15 protein-coding genes are annotated in these 16,596 nt (G+C 34.3%); 5 read left to right on the plus strand and 10 right to left on the minus strand.

Annotated features, from left to right (window positions below; genetic code table 11):
* Position 1: 1 nt before the first annotated feature.
* Positions 2-583 (minus strand): Holliday junction branch migration protein RuvA, encoded by a 582-nt coding sequence (gene ruvA / locus AC23MC_RS10275; RefSeq protein WP_487568274.1) that lies wholly within the window; start codon positions 581-583, stop codon positions 2-4.
* 80 nt (positions 584-663) lie between these two features.
* Complete coding sequence (locus AC23MC_RS10280; protein ID WP_487568275.1) at positions 664-2,961, minus strand: NADP-dependent malic enzyme; 2,298 nt, start codon at positions 2,959-2,961, stop codon at positions 664-666.
* A gap of 216 nt (positions 2,962-3,177) precedes the next feature.
* On the opposite strand from AC23MC_RS10280, the gene AC23MC_RS10285 reads away from it, so the two are divergent.
* The 5 genes from AC23MC_RS10285 (at position 3,178) to AC23MC_RS10305 (ending at position 8,090) form a co-directional block, all read left to right on the plus strand.
* Complete coding sequence (locus AC23MC_RS10285; RefSeq protein ID WP_487568276.1) at positions 3,178-4,269, plus strand: sensor histidine kinase; 1,092 nt, start codon at positions 3,178-3,180, stop codon at positions 4,267-4,269.
* A gap of 5 nt (positions 4,270-4,274) precedes the next feature.
* Positions 4,275-5,600 (plus strand): sigma-54-dependent transcriptional regulator, encoded by a 1,326-nt coding sequence (locus AC23MC_RS10290; RefSeq protein ID WP_487568277.1) that lies wholly within the window; start codon positions 4,275-4,277, stop codon positions 5,598-5,600.
* Positions 5,601-5,974: 374 nt separating this feature from the next.
* The gene (locus AC23MC_RS10295; protein ID WP_487568278.1) at positions 5,975-7,255 is read left to right on the plus strand and encodes a Glu/Leu/Phe/Val family dehydrogenase; all 1,281 of its coding nucleotides are present in this window, start codon (positions 5,975-5,977) and stop codon (positions 7,253-7,255) included.
* Positions 7,256-7,273: 18 nt separating this feature from the next.
* Positions 7,274-7,666, plus strand: a complete 393-nt coding sequence (locus AC23MC_RS10300; RefSeq protein WP_487568279.1) for a GreA/GreB family elongation factor — start codon at positions 7,274-7,276, stop codon at positions 7,664-7,666.
* Positions 7,667-7,673: 7 nt separating this feature from the next.
* Positions 7,674-8,090 carry a hypothetical protein gene (locus AC23MC_RS10305; RefSeq protein ID WP_487568280.1) on the plus strand — a complete coding sequence of 139 codons (417 nt, stop codon included), beginning with the start codon at positions 7,674-7,676 and terminating at the stop codon, positions 8,088-8,090.
* Between the two features lie 193 nt (positions 8,091-8,283).
* Here the strand turns inward: AC23MC_RS10305 and queG are convergent, their stop codons facing one another.
* The 8 genes from queG to AC23MC_RS10345 form a co-directional block, all read right to left on the minus strand.
* Positions 8,284-9,204: a tRNA epoxyqueuosine(34) reductase QueG gene (gene queG / locus AC23MC_RS10310; RefSeq protein ID WP_487568281.1), complete on the minus strand. Its 921-nt coding sequence runs from the start codon at positions 9,202-9,204 to the stop codon at positions 8,284-8,286.
* A complete protein-coding gene (locus AC23MC_RS10315; RefSeq protein ID WP_487568282.1) occupies positions 9,204-10,535 on the minus strand; it encodes a cytochrome P450 in 1,332 nt (443 codons plus the stop codon). The genes queG and AC23MC_RS10315 overlap by 1 nt, the downstream gene beginning before the upstream one ends.
* Before the next feature lie 21 nt (positions 10,536-10,556).
* Positions 10,557-11,582: a Holliday junction branch migration DNA helicase RuvB gene (ruvB, locus tag AC23MC_RS10320; RefSeq protein ID WP_291095852.1), complete on the minus strand. Its 1,026-nt coding sequence runs from the start codon at positions 11,580-11,582 to the stop codon at positions 10,557-10,559.
* 42 nt (positions 11,583-11,624) lie between these two features.
* A complete protein-coding gene (locus AC23MC_RS10325) occupies positions 11,625-11,933 on the minus strand; it encodes a GNAT family N-acetyltransferase (RefSeq protein ID WP_487568283.1) in 309 nt (102 codons plus the stop codon).
* Between the two features lies 1 nt (position 11,934).
* Positions 11,935-12,156: a (4Fe-4S)-binding protein gene (locus AC23MC_RS10330; RefSeq protein ID WP_487568284.1), complete on the minus strand. Its 222-nt coding sequence runs from the start codon at positions 12,154-12,156 to the stop codon at positions 11,935-11,937.
* Between the two features lie 85 nt (positions 12,157-12,241).
* Complete coding sequence (locus AC23MC_RS10335; protein WP_487568285.1) at positions 12,242-14,044, minus strand: cytochrome c oxidase subunit I; 1,803 nt, start codon at positions 14,042-14,044, stop codon at positions 12,242-12,244.
* Between the two features lie 27 nt (positions 14,045-14,071).
* Positions 14,072-15,235: a cytochrome c oxidase subunit II gene (locus AC23MC_RS10340; RefSeq protein WP_487568286.1), complete on the minus strand. Its 1,164-nt coding sequence runs from the start codon at positions 15,233-15,235 to the stop codon at positions 14,072-14,074.
* 19 nt (positions 15,236-15,254) lie between these two features.
* Positions 15,255-16,595 (minus strand): quinol:cytochrome C oxidoreductase, encoded by a 1,341-nt coding sequence (locus AC23MC_RS10345; protein ID WP_487568287.1) that lies wholly within the window; start codon positions 16,593-16,595, stop codon positions 15,255-15,257.
* Position 16,596: the final 1 nt, after the last annotated feature.

A 16,596-nucleotide genomic window follows, 5' to 3' on the forward strand; every position in this document is an offset into this window, starting at 1 on the left:
ATTATAAATTTTTTAATGCTTGTTTAATTATCGATTCAATGGTGGCATCCGGATTCTCTCTTGCAATTTTTTCTACTACTTTTTCTGCCAATTTTTTGTTAAAACCTAAAACTTCCAAAGCAGATAACGCTTCATCTTTATTTGTATTGTTTGATGACATAGAAACTTCATCTAAATCATACACTTTTAACACTTTTTCTTTCAAATCTAAAATTACACGTTGTGCTGTTTTTGTTCCGATTCCTTTAATGGATTGTATGGAAACCACGTCACCAGTAGCTATTGCTTGTAAAATTTGTTTAGGTTCCATAGAAGAAAGCATTGTTCTTGCAATGCTGGCTCCAATTCCTGAAACAGAAAGTAATAACTTAAATATTTCACGTTCAGACTTTTCTACAAAACCAAATAATGTGTGAGCATCTTCTTTAATTTGAAGGTGCGTAAATAATTTAATATTTTCTGAATTTGGAATAAGTGAAAAAGTATGCAATGAAATATGAAGATGATATCCCACACCGTTGCAGTCGATAACTACATCGGTAGGTGATTTTTCCACCAAACGACCTTGTATATGAGCAATCATGAATGCTTTTAGTTAATTTTCAAATGTAACAAAAATCTTTAATTACCAATCAATAAAACGATTAATAACTAAAAAATAAGTTAAAAACTTACTTTGAGTGATTTGTAACGCTTTTCCTTTTCTTGGGCATCAACCACGGCAACGGCTGCCATGTTAACCATTTCTTCAACGCTGGCTCCCAATTGAAAAATGTGCACAGGCTTGTCTAACCCTAACATTATTGGTCCAATTGAATCAACTTTATACAATTCTTTTAGCATTTTATAATTGATATTTGCTGCTTCCAGATTAGGATAAATTAATGTATTTACTTTTTTTCCGGCTAATTTTGAAAACGGAAATTTATTTTTCAACATTTCAGGATTTAAAGCAAAATCGGCTTGAATTTCGCCATCTACAATTAAATCAGGATAATATTTATGTAAATAGGCTACAGCCTGGCGAACTTTTTCGGCACTTTGACTACTAGAAGAACCAAAATTTGAATAGGAAACCATTGCAATAACCGGTTGCATTCCAAACATTTTTACTGTTTTTGCTGTCATTAAAGCAATTTTTGCTAAATCATCTGCGGTTGGATCAACATTGATTGCGGTATCGGAGAAAAATATTGGTCCGCGATTAGTCATCATCATGTTTGTTGTGGCAATTCTACTTACGCCGGGAGCTTTGTCTATCAACTGCATAATTGGCTTAACGGTAGAAGGATAACTTCTGGAATAGCCTGTTACTAAAGCATCTGCTTCACCTTCATTAACCATCATTGCAGCAAAATAATTGCGTTCACGCATCCATTTTTGAGCATCCAACAAAGTAATTCCGCGTCGCTTTCTAGCTTCCCAAAAAGAATTGGCATACTGCATTCGTTTTTCATCCATTTCTTTTGTTTTGGGATCAAGAATAGGCACATCGGCATCAAAACCAATTTCTTCTTTTAACTCTAAAATGGTTTCTTTATTACCTAAAAGGATTGGTTTTCCAATTCCTTCTTCCATAACAATTTGAGCGGCTTTTAATACATCTAAATGATCGGCTTCGGCAAACACAATTCGTTTTGGATCTGTTTTAGCTCGATTAGCCAAAAGGCGAACCATTTTATTATCTGAGCCTAATCGCTCTGCTAATTCTTCTTCATATTTATCCCAATCTAAAATTGGATTCAGAGCAACACCGGAATCCATCGCTGCTTTTGCAACTGCGGGTGCAACAATTGTTATTAATCGTGGGTCAAATGGTTTCGGAATAATATAATCTCGACCAAAATTCAATTTGGTTTCGCCATATGCAATGTTAACCTGTTCAGGAACTGGCATTTTTGCTAACTCCGCCAAAGCTTTAACAGCGGCCATTTTCATAGCTTCGTTAATTTTTGTTGCTCTAACATCCAACGCTCCCCTAAAAATATAAGGAAATCCCAATACATTATTCACTTGATTAGGATGGTCTGAGCGACCGGTTGCCATAATAATATCTTTTCTGGTATTTATAGCTACATTATAATCTACTTCCGGAATTGGATTCGCCATTGCAAATACAATTGGATCATTTGCCATTGACAAAAGCATTTCCGGTGTCAAAATGTTTCCTGCAGAGAGACCTAAAAACATATCAGCATTTACCAGAGCTTCTTGCAGAGTGCCTCCGATTTTACCGTTTGCATATTTGGTTTGCAATTCTGATAAATCTTCACGGTTTTTATACAAAATTCCTTTGCTGTCAAACATAACAATATTTTCAACTTTTACACCCAAAAGCAAATAAAGGTTTACGCATGCTAGTGCTGCCGAACCTGCTCCTGAAACTACTAACTTAATGTCTTCTGCCTTTTTTCCGGCTAGATCAAGAGCATTTAAAAGTGCTGCCGAAGAAATAATCGCAGTTCCGTGTTGATCATCATGCATCACCGGAATATTTAATTCTTCTACCAAACGGCGTTCAATTTCAAAAGATTCTGGTGCTTTGATGTCTTCTAAATTTATTCCTCCAAAAGTAGGTGCAATATTTTTTACTGTTTCAATGAAAGCATCAATGTCTTTTGTGTCAACTTCTATATCAAACACATCAATATCCGCAAAAATTTTAAAAAGCAATGCCTTTCCTTCCATTACAGGCTTTGAGGCTTCGGGCCCAATGTCTCCCAAACCTAAAACAGCTGTTCCGTTAGTGATTACAGCAACCAAATTTCCTTTGGCTGTGTATTTATAGACATTATTTACATCTTTGGCAATTTCCAAACATGGTTCAGCTACTCCCGGTGAATAAGCCAGTGACAAATCACGTTGGGTGGCATATTTTTTAGTAGGCACGACTTGTATTTTCCCTGGAGTTGGTTTAGCGTGATATAAAAGGGCTTCTCTGCGTTTTGAATCTTTGTGCATGAATTTGGTTCTTGTATGATTGACTCACAAAGGTAAGAGAGTTCAAGATAATATAAAACATAAAAAATAGTTTAATTTTTACTTCCACATTTTAGGATAAAATTAATCTCAAAAATACTTTTAAATATTAATTGAATCTCCAAACTAATTAAAATATTGAATACCTTTGAAGTGGGTAAATTTTCCCCGATTATTAATTCATTTAACAATAACATAATGAGCCAATTTTCTACAGAAGAAAAATTAACCGAACGAATTAAAGAATTAAGTTGTCTTTATGAAGTGACAAATATTCTTAATCAACAGGAATTGACTAACGAGGAAGTATTTGTTGCAATTGCATCGAGACTAAAGGAAGCATGGCGTTTTTCTGAAAAGGCAATTGTTGAAATTTATTTTAAAGATTTGTATTTTTCTACAAATGAAAAGAGTGAAAAAACAATTTTTGTAAAAGATAATTTACTAATAGAAAACAATATTGTTGGCGAAATAAAAATTCATTATCCCGCTACGGATTTCAATGAAAACGATTTTTTAGATGACGAAAAAAAACTATTAAAAAAAGTATGTTATGAAGTTAGTTTCTATTTAGAAAAAAAGGAAAACCAAATTAAAGAAGCTTATTTAAAAAGAAGTGCAGAAAGAGTTGATAGATTATCAATTTTAGGAGAAATTACTGCCGGTATTGCTCATGAATTGAATACGCCACTGGGAAATATTTTAGGCTTTGCTGAATTAATTAAACAACAAAATAATAATCCTCAAATTGATCGCGATATTGCAAAAATTATAAATGCGGCCATTTATTCCCGTGAAATAGTTAAAAATCTTATGTTTTTCTCCTGCGAAATGCCTCAAAATAAAAGTGTTTTTGCTGTCAAACCAATTATTATGCAGGCATTAACTTTGCTTGGTCCGAATTTTAAAAAAGGTGAAATTAATTATAAAGTTAGTTTTGCAGATGATGATATTAAGGCACAAATTGACAACATACAACTTACTCAAGTGTTGTTTAACATACTTTTGAATGCTATTTATGTTTCGCCTCCAAAAAGTGAAATTCACGTAAGTGTTTTTTCAACTGAAAGTCATTTTGTTATAGAAATTAAAGACAACGGAAAAGGGATTGATGATGAAATTAAACATAAAATTTTTGAACCGTTTTTCACCACAAAACCACTTGGTGAAGGAACCGGATTAGGATTAAGCGTAGTACATGGAATCATTAAAAGTCACCAAGGAACGATTGAAGCAGTAGACAACAAACCAAAAGGAACGATTTTCAGAATTAAATTACCTTTAAAATAATTGTAATGAAACTTAAAAAAGAAAATATTCTAATTGTAGATGACAATTATGATATGTTGGAACTGCTTCAACGTAATTTGAAATCATTTAATTTTCATGCCTACAAAGCTTCTTCTGTTAATGAGGCGATTGAGGTTTTAAAATCAACTTCTATTGATTTACTGATTACCGATTTGCAAATGCCGGAAATTAATGGAATTGAATTAATCAAATATGCATCGGAACATTTTCCTTCCATTCCAAAATTAGTTATTACTGGTTTTCCATCTGTTGATACGGCGATAAATGCTGTAAAATCAGGAGCTTTAGATTATTTAAGTAAACCATTTACAAGTGAAGAATTAAAAAAGGCCATACAAATTTGTTTGAAAAATTCTGCTCAAAATTTGAATCACTCTATCGAGAAAAAAGTTTTAAAAGAAACGTTTTATGCCGGAATTGTTGGTGATTCTGAAGAACATTATAAATTAATTGATGTAATTGAACGTGTAAAAAACAATCGTGTAACTGTTTTAATCGAAGGAGAAAGTGGAACCGGAAAAGAACTTATTGCGAGAGCAATTCACTACAATGGCCGTTATGCATCACAGCCATTTATTACCGTAAACTGTGGTGGAATACCTGAAACTTTACTTGAATCGGAATTATTTGGTTATGTAAAAGGTGCTTTTACCGGAGCAAATGAAACAAAGAAAGGTTTGTTTCACGCCGCTGCAGGCGGAACAATTTTTTTGGATGAAATTGGAAATGCCTCATTAACCGTTCAAAGTAGATTATTGAGGGTTTTGCAAGAAAAAGAAATCACGATGGTTGGTTCTCAAACGGCAGAAAAAATTGAAATCAGAATTATTTCTGCGACCAATAGCAACTTGCAAAATATGATTAAAAACGGAACATTCAGAGAAGATTTGTATTATCGTTTGAATGTTGTGAGCATTGAGTCGACACCTTTACGAAATCGAAAATCGGATTTAGTACCGCTAATTAATACGTTCATTAAAAAATATGAAAAAGAGTATGGAAAATCGAACATTAGCATTACTCCAAAAGCGATAGACATTTTAACCCGTCACGATTGGCCGGGAAACGTTCGGGAATTAGAAAATATTATGCAACGACTAATTGTGATGTGCGATCACGAAATTGATGTTGACTTAATTCCAAAACAATTAAAATACAAACAACCATCGGAAAGTGCTCATTTAAAACCACTTCACGAAATTGAAAAAGCATACATTTTAAAAGTTTTATCTGCCGTAAACAACAATAAAACGAAAGCGGCAGAGATTCTTCAAATTGACCGCAAGACACTCCGTCAAAAACTTCTCTAAAATCGGGGAGAAATGAATCGGTCGAGACTTTACTCCTCGGCAAAAAATTCATCTCTATTTTACACTTATTTCATAATAAATTGATTATCAACACCGTGGTTGTTTAAAATTTCCTTTGGCACGCACCTTGTATAGCGTAGGGCTTGAAACAAGTTTATAATTATTATGGAGATTTTAAAAACCCAATCCTTTGAAAAAAGGAATGAAATGTTATTGGCAGAAATGAACTTTGAGAACAAAATCACAGTTTCATCTCATTTTGAAAACAATATAATGGTGTTTGGCATCTGCAGCAATTGTTTGAACAACAGCAATTGTGTTTGGATGCAAACCAAAAAAATAGAATGCGAAGAATATATTTAAACAAACAGATAATGGAAATTTTAAAAGAACAAAAACAGAAAACAATGTTGGACAACGTAATCGAGCAGTTCAATAAAACGGCCGATTCAATGAATTTAAATCCAAATATTCGAAAAATTTTATCAATTACAAACAATGAAATCATTATTCATTTCCCTGTAAAAATGGATGATGGTTCCATTGAAATTTTCACCGGATACCGTGTGCAACATAACAACGCATTGGGACCATACAAAGGTGGATTGCGTTATCATCCAACGGTTGATGTTGATGATGCTAAAGCGTTAGCAATGTGGATGACCTGGAAAACTTCGTTAGCCGGATTGCCTTATGGTGGAGCAAAAGGAGGAATTCAAATTGACCCGAGAAATTATTCTTTAGGAGAATTAGAGCGAATCACTCGCCGATTTACGTTTGCTTTAGGTGAAAATATCGGCCCGGAATATGATATTCCTGCACCGGATGTCAACACGAATGAACAAACAATGGCTTGGATTGCCGATACATTTATGTCGACAAAATCGCCTTCGGAACGATCAAATAATAAACATGTGGTTACCGGAAAACCAGTAGGTTCAGGCGGATTAGAAGGACGCGACAGAGCAACCGGGTTTGGCGTTTACATTACATTACGATTACTTTTTGAAGGTCGAAAAGAAACCTTGAAAGGCAAGAAATTCATCGTGCAAGGTTTTGGAAATGTAGGTTATTGGGCGTCAAAATTCTTAACGGATGATGGAGCAATTTTAATCGCTGTTCAAGATGCTCACGCCACTTTGATTAATGAAAATGGAATTTCAGTTCCCAATTTATACGAACATTGCAAACCAAGAAAAGGTTCGGTAAAAGGTTTTGAAGGAGCAACAGAAATGGAACCGGAAGACTTTTTCGGATTGGAATGTGATTTCATTATTCCGGCGGCATTAGGTAATCAGATTACCGAAAAAAATGCAGGGAAAATTAAGTCGAAAGTAATTGCCGAAGGAGCAAACGGACCAACGAATAATGAAGGTGAACGAATTTTATTGGCAAATGGTGTAACGATTATTCCGGATATTCTTTGTAATTCCGGTGGAGTAATTGGAAGTTATTTTGAATGGCTACAAAACAGAAACGGTGAACTTTGGCCATTGGACGAAGTAATGGTAAAAATTGAAAAGAAACTGACTGAAGTTTTCAAAAAAGTAGAAAATTTGGTAAACGAAGATCAAATTGACTATCGAACCGCGGCGTATATTTTAGCAATCAAAAGAATTGAAACAGCCTACATTCAAAGAGGTATTTTCCCATAAATAATAATCAAAAAAATCATGAAGTACGAAAAAGTAGTAGTTGATAAAAAAGAACTTGAAGTTTTAAAAAATCTTTTTTCAACTATTCATAATGAAAAAGACAAAACATACCGGTTATCGTTTGAAAAATTGATGGAAGAAATTAAAAACGCAAAGGTTGTAGATTCTACAAAAATGCCTTTGGACGTGATTAGACTCAATTCTGTGGTAACGATAAAAACCGATTTTGGTGGCGAAAAGAAATTTCATTTAGTTACACCCGAAAAGAGCGATTTATCTCAAAATAAATTATCCGTCATGGCCCCAATGGGACTTGCCCTTTTTGGGTATGCTGAAAACGATGAAGTGGAATGGGAGTTTCCGTCGGGATTAAACACCATTAGAATAACAAAAGTAGAACAACCTTTATAATTGGTATATGAATTTATTGAAGAAATTTTACAGTCAAGATACAATTCAACATCAATTTCTTGATCGTGACATCAAACTTTGGAGAGAAGAATTGGAAGGAATTGAAGAAGAAATTATTTTTTTGAAAAACTTCTTTGAAACTCCAGAAAACATAACTAATAAGGATTTAATTTCTGATAAGTTAATGCTAAAACTAAATGTGAAGCAATTGGAAAATGAAGTTTTTTTATCACGTTTAAACAATTTTTCCATCAAATTAGAAGGGATGAATGAATGCGATAATATTCAGTGTGAAACGTTCTACTTTAATGATTTTGTGGATTTCAAAATACACATTGAATCCTTTTTGTCCCAATACAGAAAGCTCAAGAAGACTATTTTTTTAAAGATAAACAGTCATAGCAAAACGGAAAATAGTTTTTAGTTTCTTATTTTTTTCAACAAAAATGCAATTGGAATACTTTCTTGCTTTTCATCTGTTATGCGTAGAACGTTTTCGTTTGTTACAATTGCTTTTTCAACACCGGTTTTTGCCGGTGTTTTTTTTTGAATTCTATTGATTTAAATAAAAAACATTTTAAAAAATAGCAAATAAACAAATGAAGTTGATAATAGCTTTACTTCAAAAACTCCACATTCCTCTTCAGCCCTTCTAGCTTCGTTCGTTTTACCGCTGAATTTTTATACACTTCTTTAAAAACGTCTTCGGTAATTTCTTCCCACTCTTTTTTGGTAAAAGAAAGTAGATCGGGATTGGCTTGAAAAAGCGGTTCGTTATGCGGTTTTGAAAAACGATTCCAAGGACAAACATCTTGGCAGACATCACAACCAAAAACCCAATTATCGAATTTGCCTTTCATTTCGACGGGAATATTTTCTTTTAATTCGATAGTGAAATACGAAATGCATTTGCTGCCATCTACCACATACGGAGCAACAATTGCTTCGGTTGGGCAAGCATCAATACAGGCTGTGCACGAACCGCAATGGTCGGTGGTTGGAGCATCGTAGTTTAATTCTAAATCTACAATTAGTTCAGCAATAAAATAGAAAGAACCCACTTTTTGGGTTATGAGGTTGGTGTTTTTTCCCATCCAACCGAGACCGCTTTTGGCTGCCCAAGCTTTGTCTAAAACCGGAGCCGAATCGACAAAGGCACGTCCGGACACTTCACCAATTTCAGTTTGAATAAAATGCAAAAGTTCTTTGAGTTTTTCTTTTATGACAAAATGATAATCTTGTCCGTAGGCATATTTTGAGATTTTGTAACTCTCTTCGTTTTGAAATTCGGATGGATAATAATTCAGCAATAATGAAATTACACTTTTGGCTCCATCTACCAACAAAGTTGGATTTAAACGTTTGTCGAAATGGCTTTCCATATAACTCATTTGACCGTGCATGTTGTTGTTGAGCCAATTTTCTAATCTGGGAGCTTCTTCTTCTAAAAATCCCGCTTTGGAAATTCCGCAAGACAAAAAACCGAGGCGTTTGGCCTCTTGCTTGATGAAGTTGGAGTATTTCTCATTCGTGTTCATTACCTCTTTTTAAACTCTAAAATGGCGTTGTGCGGTTTCAACGTGATTAATGGTTTTATTTCTATCGGCTCTTTCTTTTCAATGATTTCAAATTGTTCAACCAAAGCAATTATGGCTAAAATCATTTCATACATAGCAAAATTATTTCCAATACACATTCTTGGTCCTGCACCAAAAGGAAAATAATTTTTTGAGAACTTAATGTTTTCCTCTAAAAAACGTTCAGGTATAAATGCTTCCGGATCTTTCCAAAAATCGGGATGGCGATGAATTTCATACACAGAAAATAATAAATTGGAACCTTTTGGTAAAATCATTCCGTTAAAAACTTCCTGTTCAATGTTTACTCTATCAATAAAATAAGCAGGTGGATACAATCGCATGGACTCTTCAATTACCAACTTGGTATACGTTGCATTTTTTATCCACTGCATGATATCATTCGACTCACTTTTAATTTGACTTATTTCTTTTAAAATTTTGAGTTGAGCTTCAGGATGTCTCGCTAATAATTCCGCGGTAAAAGTTAATGCATTGGAAGTGGTTTCATGACCGGCTGCAAATAAAATTAAAATTTCATCTACCAGTTGATTTTCTTCCATGCTTGTTCCATCTTCATATTTTGCACTTAAAAGCATATCCAACAAATCATCATGCTTTGTGTTACTTAGCTTTCGTTCTTCAACTAACCGTCTTAGAATGGTTCTGGAATTTTGAGTTAAATCTAAATGCTTTTTTGTCTTTCCTGATAAATTAAACCACCAAACCAAAAAAGGTTGTCTCAGTTCTTGCACTAACATTTGTTGCGTTGCTTCGGTGGTATGTTGCAACGAAGCAATATCAGCATCAGAAATCGCAATATTAAATATGGATTTTACAACAGTTTGAAAGGCCAAATCGTTGAAAACCGGGAAAACATCCATTGGTTTTCCGGTTTTGATATTTTTTAATTCTTCTAAAATCGTATGTTGGATAGTCTCTAACAATAAAACAAGCTGACTTTTGTGGAAAGCGGGTTGAATTAATTTGCGTTGTTTTTGCCAATGTTCGCCTTCTGCTGTCAACAAACCTTTTCCAACATATTTTGCTAAATCTTTTGTTTGAATATACGATTTAGTGTAATTTTTTTGGTTTTTTTGAAGTGCGTGTTGCAATAACCCTGCGTCTCTGCAAAATAAAACAGATTTTCCGAAACCAATATTTAGACGAAAAATATCACCTAGATTTTTAAAATTTTTGGCATGAAAAGGCAACGGATTTTTTAAAATATTATTCGCATGATTAAGGAACTTAAAAAAAGAAACTTCAGGAATTGAACTCGGTAAACTCATAGTGCTTTATATTGCTTTTCGTTATTCGAACAAGCCACCTTGGATATTGGTTCTAACTTTCCCCAGATGTTTGTATGCTTTCTCCGTTACTTCTCTTCCTCTTGGTGTTCGCATGATGAAGCCTTCTTGAATTAAGAATGGTTCATAGACTTCTTCGATAGTTTCGCCACTTTCAGAAACGGCAGTTGCTAATGTTGATAGACCAACTGGACCACCTTTGAATTTATCGATGATGGTGTTTAGGATTTTATTGTCCATTTCATCTAAACCGTGAGCATCAACGTTTAGAGCTTTTAGAGCATATCTTGCTATTTCAATATCGATTTTACCGTTACCTTTTATTTGTGCAAAATCACGAACTCTGCGTAATAAGGCATTGGCAATACGAGGTGTTCCTCGACTTCTTCCGGCAATTTCGATAGCTGCTTCCATAGAAATTGGAACTTTCAAAATGGAAGAACTACGCTGAACGATGGTAGTTAGTAATTCGGTGTTGTAGTATTGCAATCGACTTTGAATTCCGAAACGAGCACGCATTGGTGCTGTAAGTAAGCCTGAACGAGTGGTTGCTCCAACTAATGTAAACGGATTTAAATTTATCTGAACGGTTCTGGCATTTGGACCGGATTCAATCATAATATCAATTTTGAAATCCTCCATTGCTGAATACAAATATTCTTCTACAATTGGACTAAGACGGTGAATTTCGTCAATAAAGAGAACGTCTCTATCTTCTAAATTCGTAAGCAATCCGGCCAAATCACCAGGTTTATCCAACACTGGTCCGGATGTAATTTTGATTCCAACCCCTAATTCATTCGCTAAAATATTCGCTAATGTTGTTTTTCCTAATCCGGGTGGACCGTGAAAAAGGGTGTGGTCGAGAGCTTCTTCCCGTTGATTGGCTGCTTCTACAAAAACTTTTAAATTTTCTAAAACCTGGTCTTGACCGGCAAAATCATCAAATGAAAGCGGTCTCAACTTTTTTTCGAGATCGAGTTCTTCCGGATTAAAACCTTTGTTGGTTGGGTCTAAATATTCATTCATAAAAGCAAAGATAAGACAAAGTCTATTTATAAAAAGAAATAGTTAAACGTGATAACCCGGTGCTAAAATTTCTTTCCATTCCGGATGTCTCTTTAAGTAAGCTGCCACAAAAGGGCAAAGTGGAGCTAATGTAAAATTATTGGATTTGATATAATGTAATGCTTTGACAACGATGCTACTTCCAACTCCTTTTCCTTCTAATCCAATAGGGACTTCGGTATGGGTTAGATACATTACGTTTTGATTGGTAAGGATATATTCGATAAAAGCCACATGTCCTTCTACATGAAGTTCAAATCGTTTCTTGTCTTCATTTTTCAGTAATTCAACTGATTCGTATTTATCTGCCATTTTATTTTTCTATATTTAAATAAAAAGTTAGTGCTCCCGAAGGGCATTTTTCTATTTGATTGATTATTTCTTCAGATGAAGCACCATTTTCTTTAATCCAAGGTTTTTCTTTGGGTTGAAAAACAGTTGGCAAACCTTTTACGCAATTGGCGGAGTGAGTACATAAATCAGGTTTCCAAACGATTGTAACTTCACCGTTACTATATTCTTTTGATGATTCCATAACAAAAAATTTATCAGAATAAAGATAAATAAAAAAGCCCTTTCAGAAAAATGAAAGGACTTTTTTAAATATGAATTAATAATAATTAGTGATGTAATTGTTCTTCGTCCGGACCCATTGGAACTGTTTGCGGCACAAAATCTTCATCATGTCCTGGCTTACTGTAATCATAAGGCCATCTGTGAACTTCAGGAAGAGCTCCAGGCCAGTTTCCATGAATATGTTCTACAGGAGCCGTCCATTCTAATGTATTTGACCTCCATGGATTCATTTCAGCTTTTTTACCATAGAACATACTGTGGAAGAAATTCCAAATGAATACTAACTGGAAAGCACCACCTACTAAAGCAAACATTGTAATGATAACATTTACATTTTGTAAATCATCAAATAATGGAAAAGCTGTGTTGGTATAATAACGTCTTGGTAAACCGGCCATTCCGATAAAATGCATTGGAAAAAAAACTCCGTACGCACAAACAGCAGTTACCCAGAAATGAACATAACCTAGATTTTTATTTAACATTCTTCCGAACATTCTTGGGAACCAATGATAGATTCCGGCAAACATACCGTAAAGAGCAGAAATACCCATTACTAAGTGGAAGTGAGCAACGACAAAGTATGTATCGTGTACGTTAATATCTAGCGTACTGTCTCCTAAAATGATACCTGTTAAACCTCCTGTGATGAAAGTTGAAACCAATCCGATAGAGAATAACATGGCAGGATTTAACTGAAGGTTACCTTTCCATAAGGTTGTTATGTAGTTAAATGCTTTTACTGCTGATGGAATTGCGATCAACAATGTTGTAAAAGTAAACACAGATCCTAAAAATGGATTCATTCCAGAAACGAACATGTGGTGACCCCAAACAATTGTTGAAAGAAAAGCGATAGCAATAATAGAAGCAATCATTGCACGATATCCAAAAATTGGTTTACGAGCATTTGTTGCAATAATTTCTGAGGTAATACCCAAAGCTGGTAGCAAAACAATATAAACTTCTGGGTGACCTAGAAACCAAAATAAATGTTCAAATAAAACCGGTGAACCTCCTTGGTAGTGTAATACTTCACCAGCAATAAATATATCCGAAAGGAAAAATGACGTTCCAAAACTTCTATCGAAAATCAACAACAAAGCTGCTGATAAAAGTACAGGGAAAGAAACAATACCAATAATTGCAGTAACAAAGAAAGCCCAAATAGTAAGAGGCAATCTAGTCATTGACATTCCTTTTGTTCTCAAGTTAATAACGGTAACCACATAATTAAGAGATCCCATTAAAGATGACGCAATAAAAATTGCCATAGAAACCAACCACAATGTCATACCTGTTCCTGATCCGGGAATAGCTTGCGGAAGAGCACTTAAAGGTGGATAAATTGTCCATCCTGCAGATGCCGGCCCTGATTCAACGAACAAAGATACTACCATGATTACACTTGACAAAAAGAATAACCAATACGAAATCATGTTCATGAATCCGGATGCCATATCACGAGCTCCAATTTGCAGAGGGATTAGTAAATTACTGAATGTTCCACTTAAACCAGCTGTTAACACAAAGAAAACCATGATTGTTCCGTGTATGGTAACTAATGCTAAATAAATATCATTTCGCATTACTCCTTCTGGTGCAAATTCGTCACCAAGTAATACATTAAAAATTTTAAAAGATTCTTCCGGCCATGCCAATTGCATTCTGAACAACAAAGACATTGCCACACCAATAATACCCATAATCAAACCAGTGATTAGGTATTGTTTGGCTATCATTTTATGATCGATACTAAAGATATACTTTGTTATAAAAGTATCTTTGTGGTGATGTTCGTGTTCGTGTCCGTGATCGTGTTCGTTTGCGTGATCGTGTGCTGACATACTCTTAAATTATAATTTTTAATTTAGCTATTTTTTTTCTACTACTTGAGCTACTAATGTTGAATCGGCAACCACTTTGGTCGTGTCTGTTTGTGTTTCAACTTCTTCAGCTGGTTGTTCTTGGGCTTTGATAGCTTGAACCAACGTTGTTTTTTCGCTTAACCATTTTTTGAAATCCTCTTTACTTTCTACAACGATTTTCATTTGCATATTGTAATGAGATTTACCACAAATTTTATTGCACAATAAAAGGTAATCAAATGTATATGGATCTAGTGCTGCTTCGCCTTTTGCTACTAATTCTTTACTTTTTTCTGCTCTAATTTTATTAATATTTGCTACTTTTTCTTGCATGTCAGGAGAGTTTCTCATATCAAGGGTTGTAACAGTTGGCGTAAATGCAAATTGAGTAACCATACCGGGAACGCAGTTCATTTGTGCTCTAAAATGTGGCATATATGCTGAGTGCAAAACATCTTGCGAACGAATTTTGAAAACAACTTTAACACCTTTAGGTAAATGTAATTCTGAAGCAGGAATATCATCTTGGGCATTAGGATCGGCTAAATCTACACCTAACGTATTGATTCCTTCAATGTAACGAACGTTTGCTTTCCCTAAGACATTATCTTCTCCGGCATAACGAACTTCCCACCCAAATTGTTTTGCATAAATTTCTACAACCATTGGGTTTTCAGTTTCTTCGTCAACAAACATAATATTTGTCCAAGCATATAACCCGTAAAGAATTAAACCTGCCAATGTAATTGCTGGAATGATACTCCAAATCATTTCTAGTTTATTGTTATCAGCAAAATACAATGCAGTATTTCCTTTTTTCCCTCTGTATTTATAGGCAAAGTAATGCAATAATGCTTGTGTAATTGTCTGAACGAAGAAAATTAAAATCATCGAAATCCACATCAAACGATCCACTTCTACTCCATGTTCTGAAGCCGAATTACTCATTAACGGAAAATGACCATACTTAACTACACAAACAATTGTTGTAATATAAATGAAAACCAAAAAGGCAAACATTAAATAACCATTTACATTATTATCATTGTCATTAGCCACTTGAGAATTATCAGCGTCACCTCCTATTTGAGTTAAATCAAATATTTTGGTCAATTGCCAAATGGCTACTGATACTAAAACTAAAACAACTAGTACTAACAAACTTGTCATCTGTCTAAATCTTTAAATATTAATAATGAAAATGTTTACTCTCTTCGATAAATGGATTTCTTTTTGGTAATAATGGTGCTTTTGTTAAAGCGGTGAACACTATTAAAATAAATAATCCAAGGAAGAAAAGCAATGAACCAATCTCTCCGATTCCGATAAACCATCTGTTTCCAACGGTAGCAGGCATAATCATGTTGAAGAAATCAACATAATGACCTAATAAAATTACTACTCCTGCCATTACTAAAACCCAAGTAATACGTTTGAAATCGGTATTGATTAAGATTAGGAATGGGAAAATAAAATTCATGGCAACCATTCCGAAGAAAGGTAAATTATATTGTTCAATTCTTGTTACGAAATATGTAACCTCTTCCGGTATATTTGAATACCAAATCAACATGAATTGTGAGAACCATAAGTACGTCCAAAACACACTAATACCAAACATAAATTTAGCTAAATCGTGAATGTGGCTTGTGTTTACATGCTCTAAATAACCTCTTGATTTAAGGTATAATGTTACCATTGCAATCACAGTAATTCCACTTACGAAGAAAGAGGCAAATACATACCATCCAAATAAAGTAGAAAACCAGTGAGGATCAACAGACATAATCCAGTCCCAAGACATGATAGATTCTGTTACGATAAAGAATACTAAAAATCCAGCTGAAATATTGAAATTCTTTTTGTAGAAAGCATTATCTGAAGCTTCATCTTGAGCTAAACAATTTTTTCTAGAGAAATAACGGTATAAATTCCATCCGATGATGAATATAGCAGCTCTGATTAACCAGAACCATTCGTTTAGATAACCTTTTTTACCATTTAAAAGTTTATCAAATTTAGGGCTTTCAGGATTTACTAATTCAGGATCCATCCACACAAATAAATGATTAAAATGGAAAGCAGAAAGTACTAATAAAATGAAAAAGATAGCAGAACCCCATGGCAAATAGGCGGTAATTCCCTGCATAACTCTAAATAATACCGGAGACCAACCAGCCTGTGCAACATTTTGAATTGCATAGAAAGCCAATACACCAAGTGAAATTAACATAAAAAAGATGGCAGCAACATACAAAGCAGCCCAAGGCTTATTTTGCAACTGATGTAAAACATGGTTTAAATGTTCTTCGTGTTCTGCATGAGCTTCTGCACTGTGGGCGTCATGTCCGTGTGCATCATGAGCATGAGCATCGTGAGCACCATGATGAGCGTCTTCTTCAGCTTTAAGAATTTTCTCTACATCGGCTGTGGTTTTTGGAGCAGAAATAAAACTATATCCAATTCCCAATAATCCAACGATTATTAGAACAAAGGAAAAAACTTTTAATTTACTTGAAAAGGTATACATA

This window comes from Flavobacterium sp. T50_26, from assembly GCF_057652995.1.

Excerpts from the sequence above, each read along its gene's own strand:
- ruvA (WP_487568274.1), bottom strand. The coding sequence starts at position 583 with ATGATTGCTCATATACAAGGTCGTTTGGTGGAAAAATCACCTACCGAT.
- ruvB (WP_291095852.1), bottom strand. The coding sequence starts at position 11,582 with ATGAATGAATATTTAGACCCAACCAACAAAGGTTTTAATCCGGAAGAA.
- AC23MC_RS10315 (WP_487568282.1), bottom strand. The coding sequence starts at position 10,535 with ATGAGTTTACCGAGTTCAATTCCTGAAGTTTCTTTTTTTAAGTTCCTT.
- queG (WP_487568281.1), bottom strand. The coding sequence starts at position 9,204 with ATGAACACGAATGAGAAATACTCCAACTTCATCAAGCAAGAGGCCAAA.
- AC23MC_RS10295 (WP_487568278.1), top strand. The coding sequence starts at position 5,975 with ATGGAAATTTTAAAAGAACAAAAACAGAAAACAATGTTGGACAACGTA.
- AC23MC_RS10325 (WP_487568283.1), bottom strand. The coding sequence starts at position 11,933 with ATGGCAGATAAATACGAATCAGTTGAATTACTGAAAAATGAAGACAAG.
- AC23MC_RS10300 (WP_487568279.1), top strand. The coding sequence starts at position 7,274 with ATGAAGTACGAAAAAGTAGTAGTTGATAAAAAAGAACTTGAAGTTTTA.
- AC23MC_RS10280 (WP_487568275.1), bottom strand. The coding sequence starts at position 2,961 with ATGCACAAAGATTCAAAACGCAGAGAAGCCCTTTTATATCACGCTAAA.
- AC23MC_RS10290 (WP_487568277.1), top strand. The coding sequence starts at position 4,275 with ATGAAACTTAAAAAAGAAAATATTCTAATTGTAGATGACAATTATGAT.
- AC23MC_RS10335 (WP_487568285.1), bottom strand. The coding sequence starts at position 14,044 with ATGTCAGCACACGATCACGCAAACGAACACGATCACGGACACGAACAC.
- AC23MC_RS10345 (WP_487568287.1), bottom strand. The coding sequence starts at position 16,595 with ATGTATACCTTTTCAAGTAAATTAAAAGTTTTTTCCTTTGTTCTAATA.
- AC23MC_RS10340 (WP_487568286.1), bottom strand. The coding sequence starts at position 15,235 with ATGACAAGTTTGTTAGTACTAGTTGTTTTAGTTTTAGTATCAGTAGCC.
- AC23MC_RS10305 (WP_487568280.1), top strand. The coding sequence starts at position 7,674 with ATGAATTTATTGAAGAAATTTTACAGTCAAGATACAATTCAACATCAA.
- AC23MC_RS10330 (WP_487568284.1), bottom strand. The coding sequence starts at position 12,156 with ATGGAATCATCAAAAGAATATAGTAACGGTGAAGTTACAATCGTTTGG.
- AC23MC_RS10285 (WP_487568276.1), top strand. The coding sequence starts at position 3,178 with ATGAGCCAATTTTCTACAGAAGAAAAATTAACCGAACGAATTAAAGAA.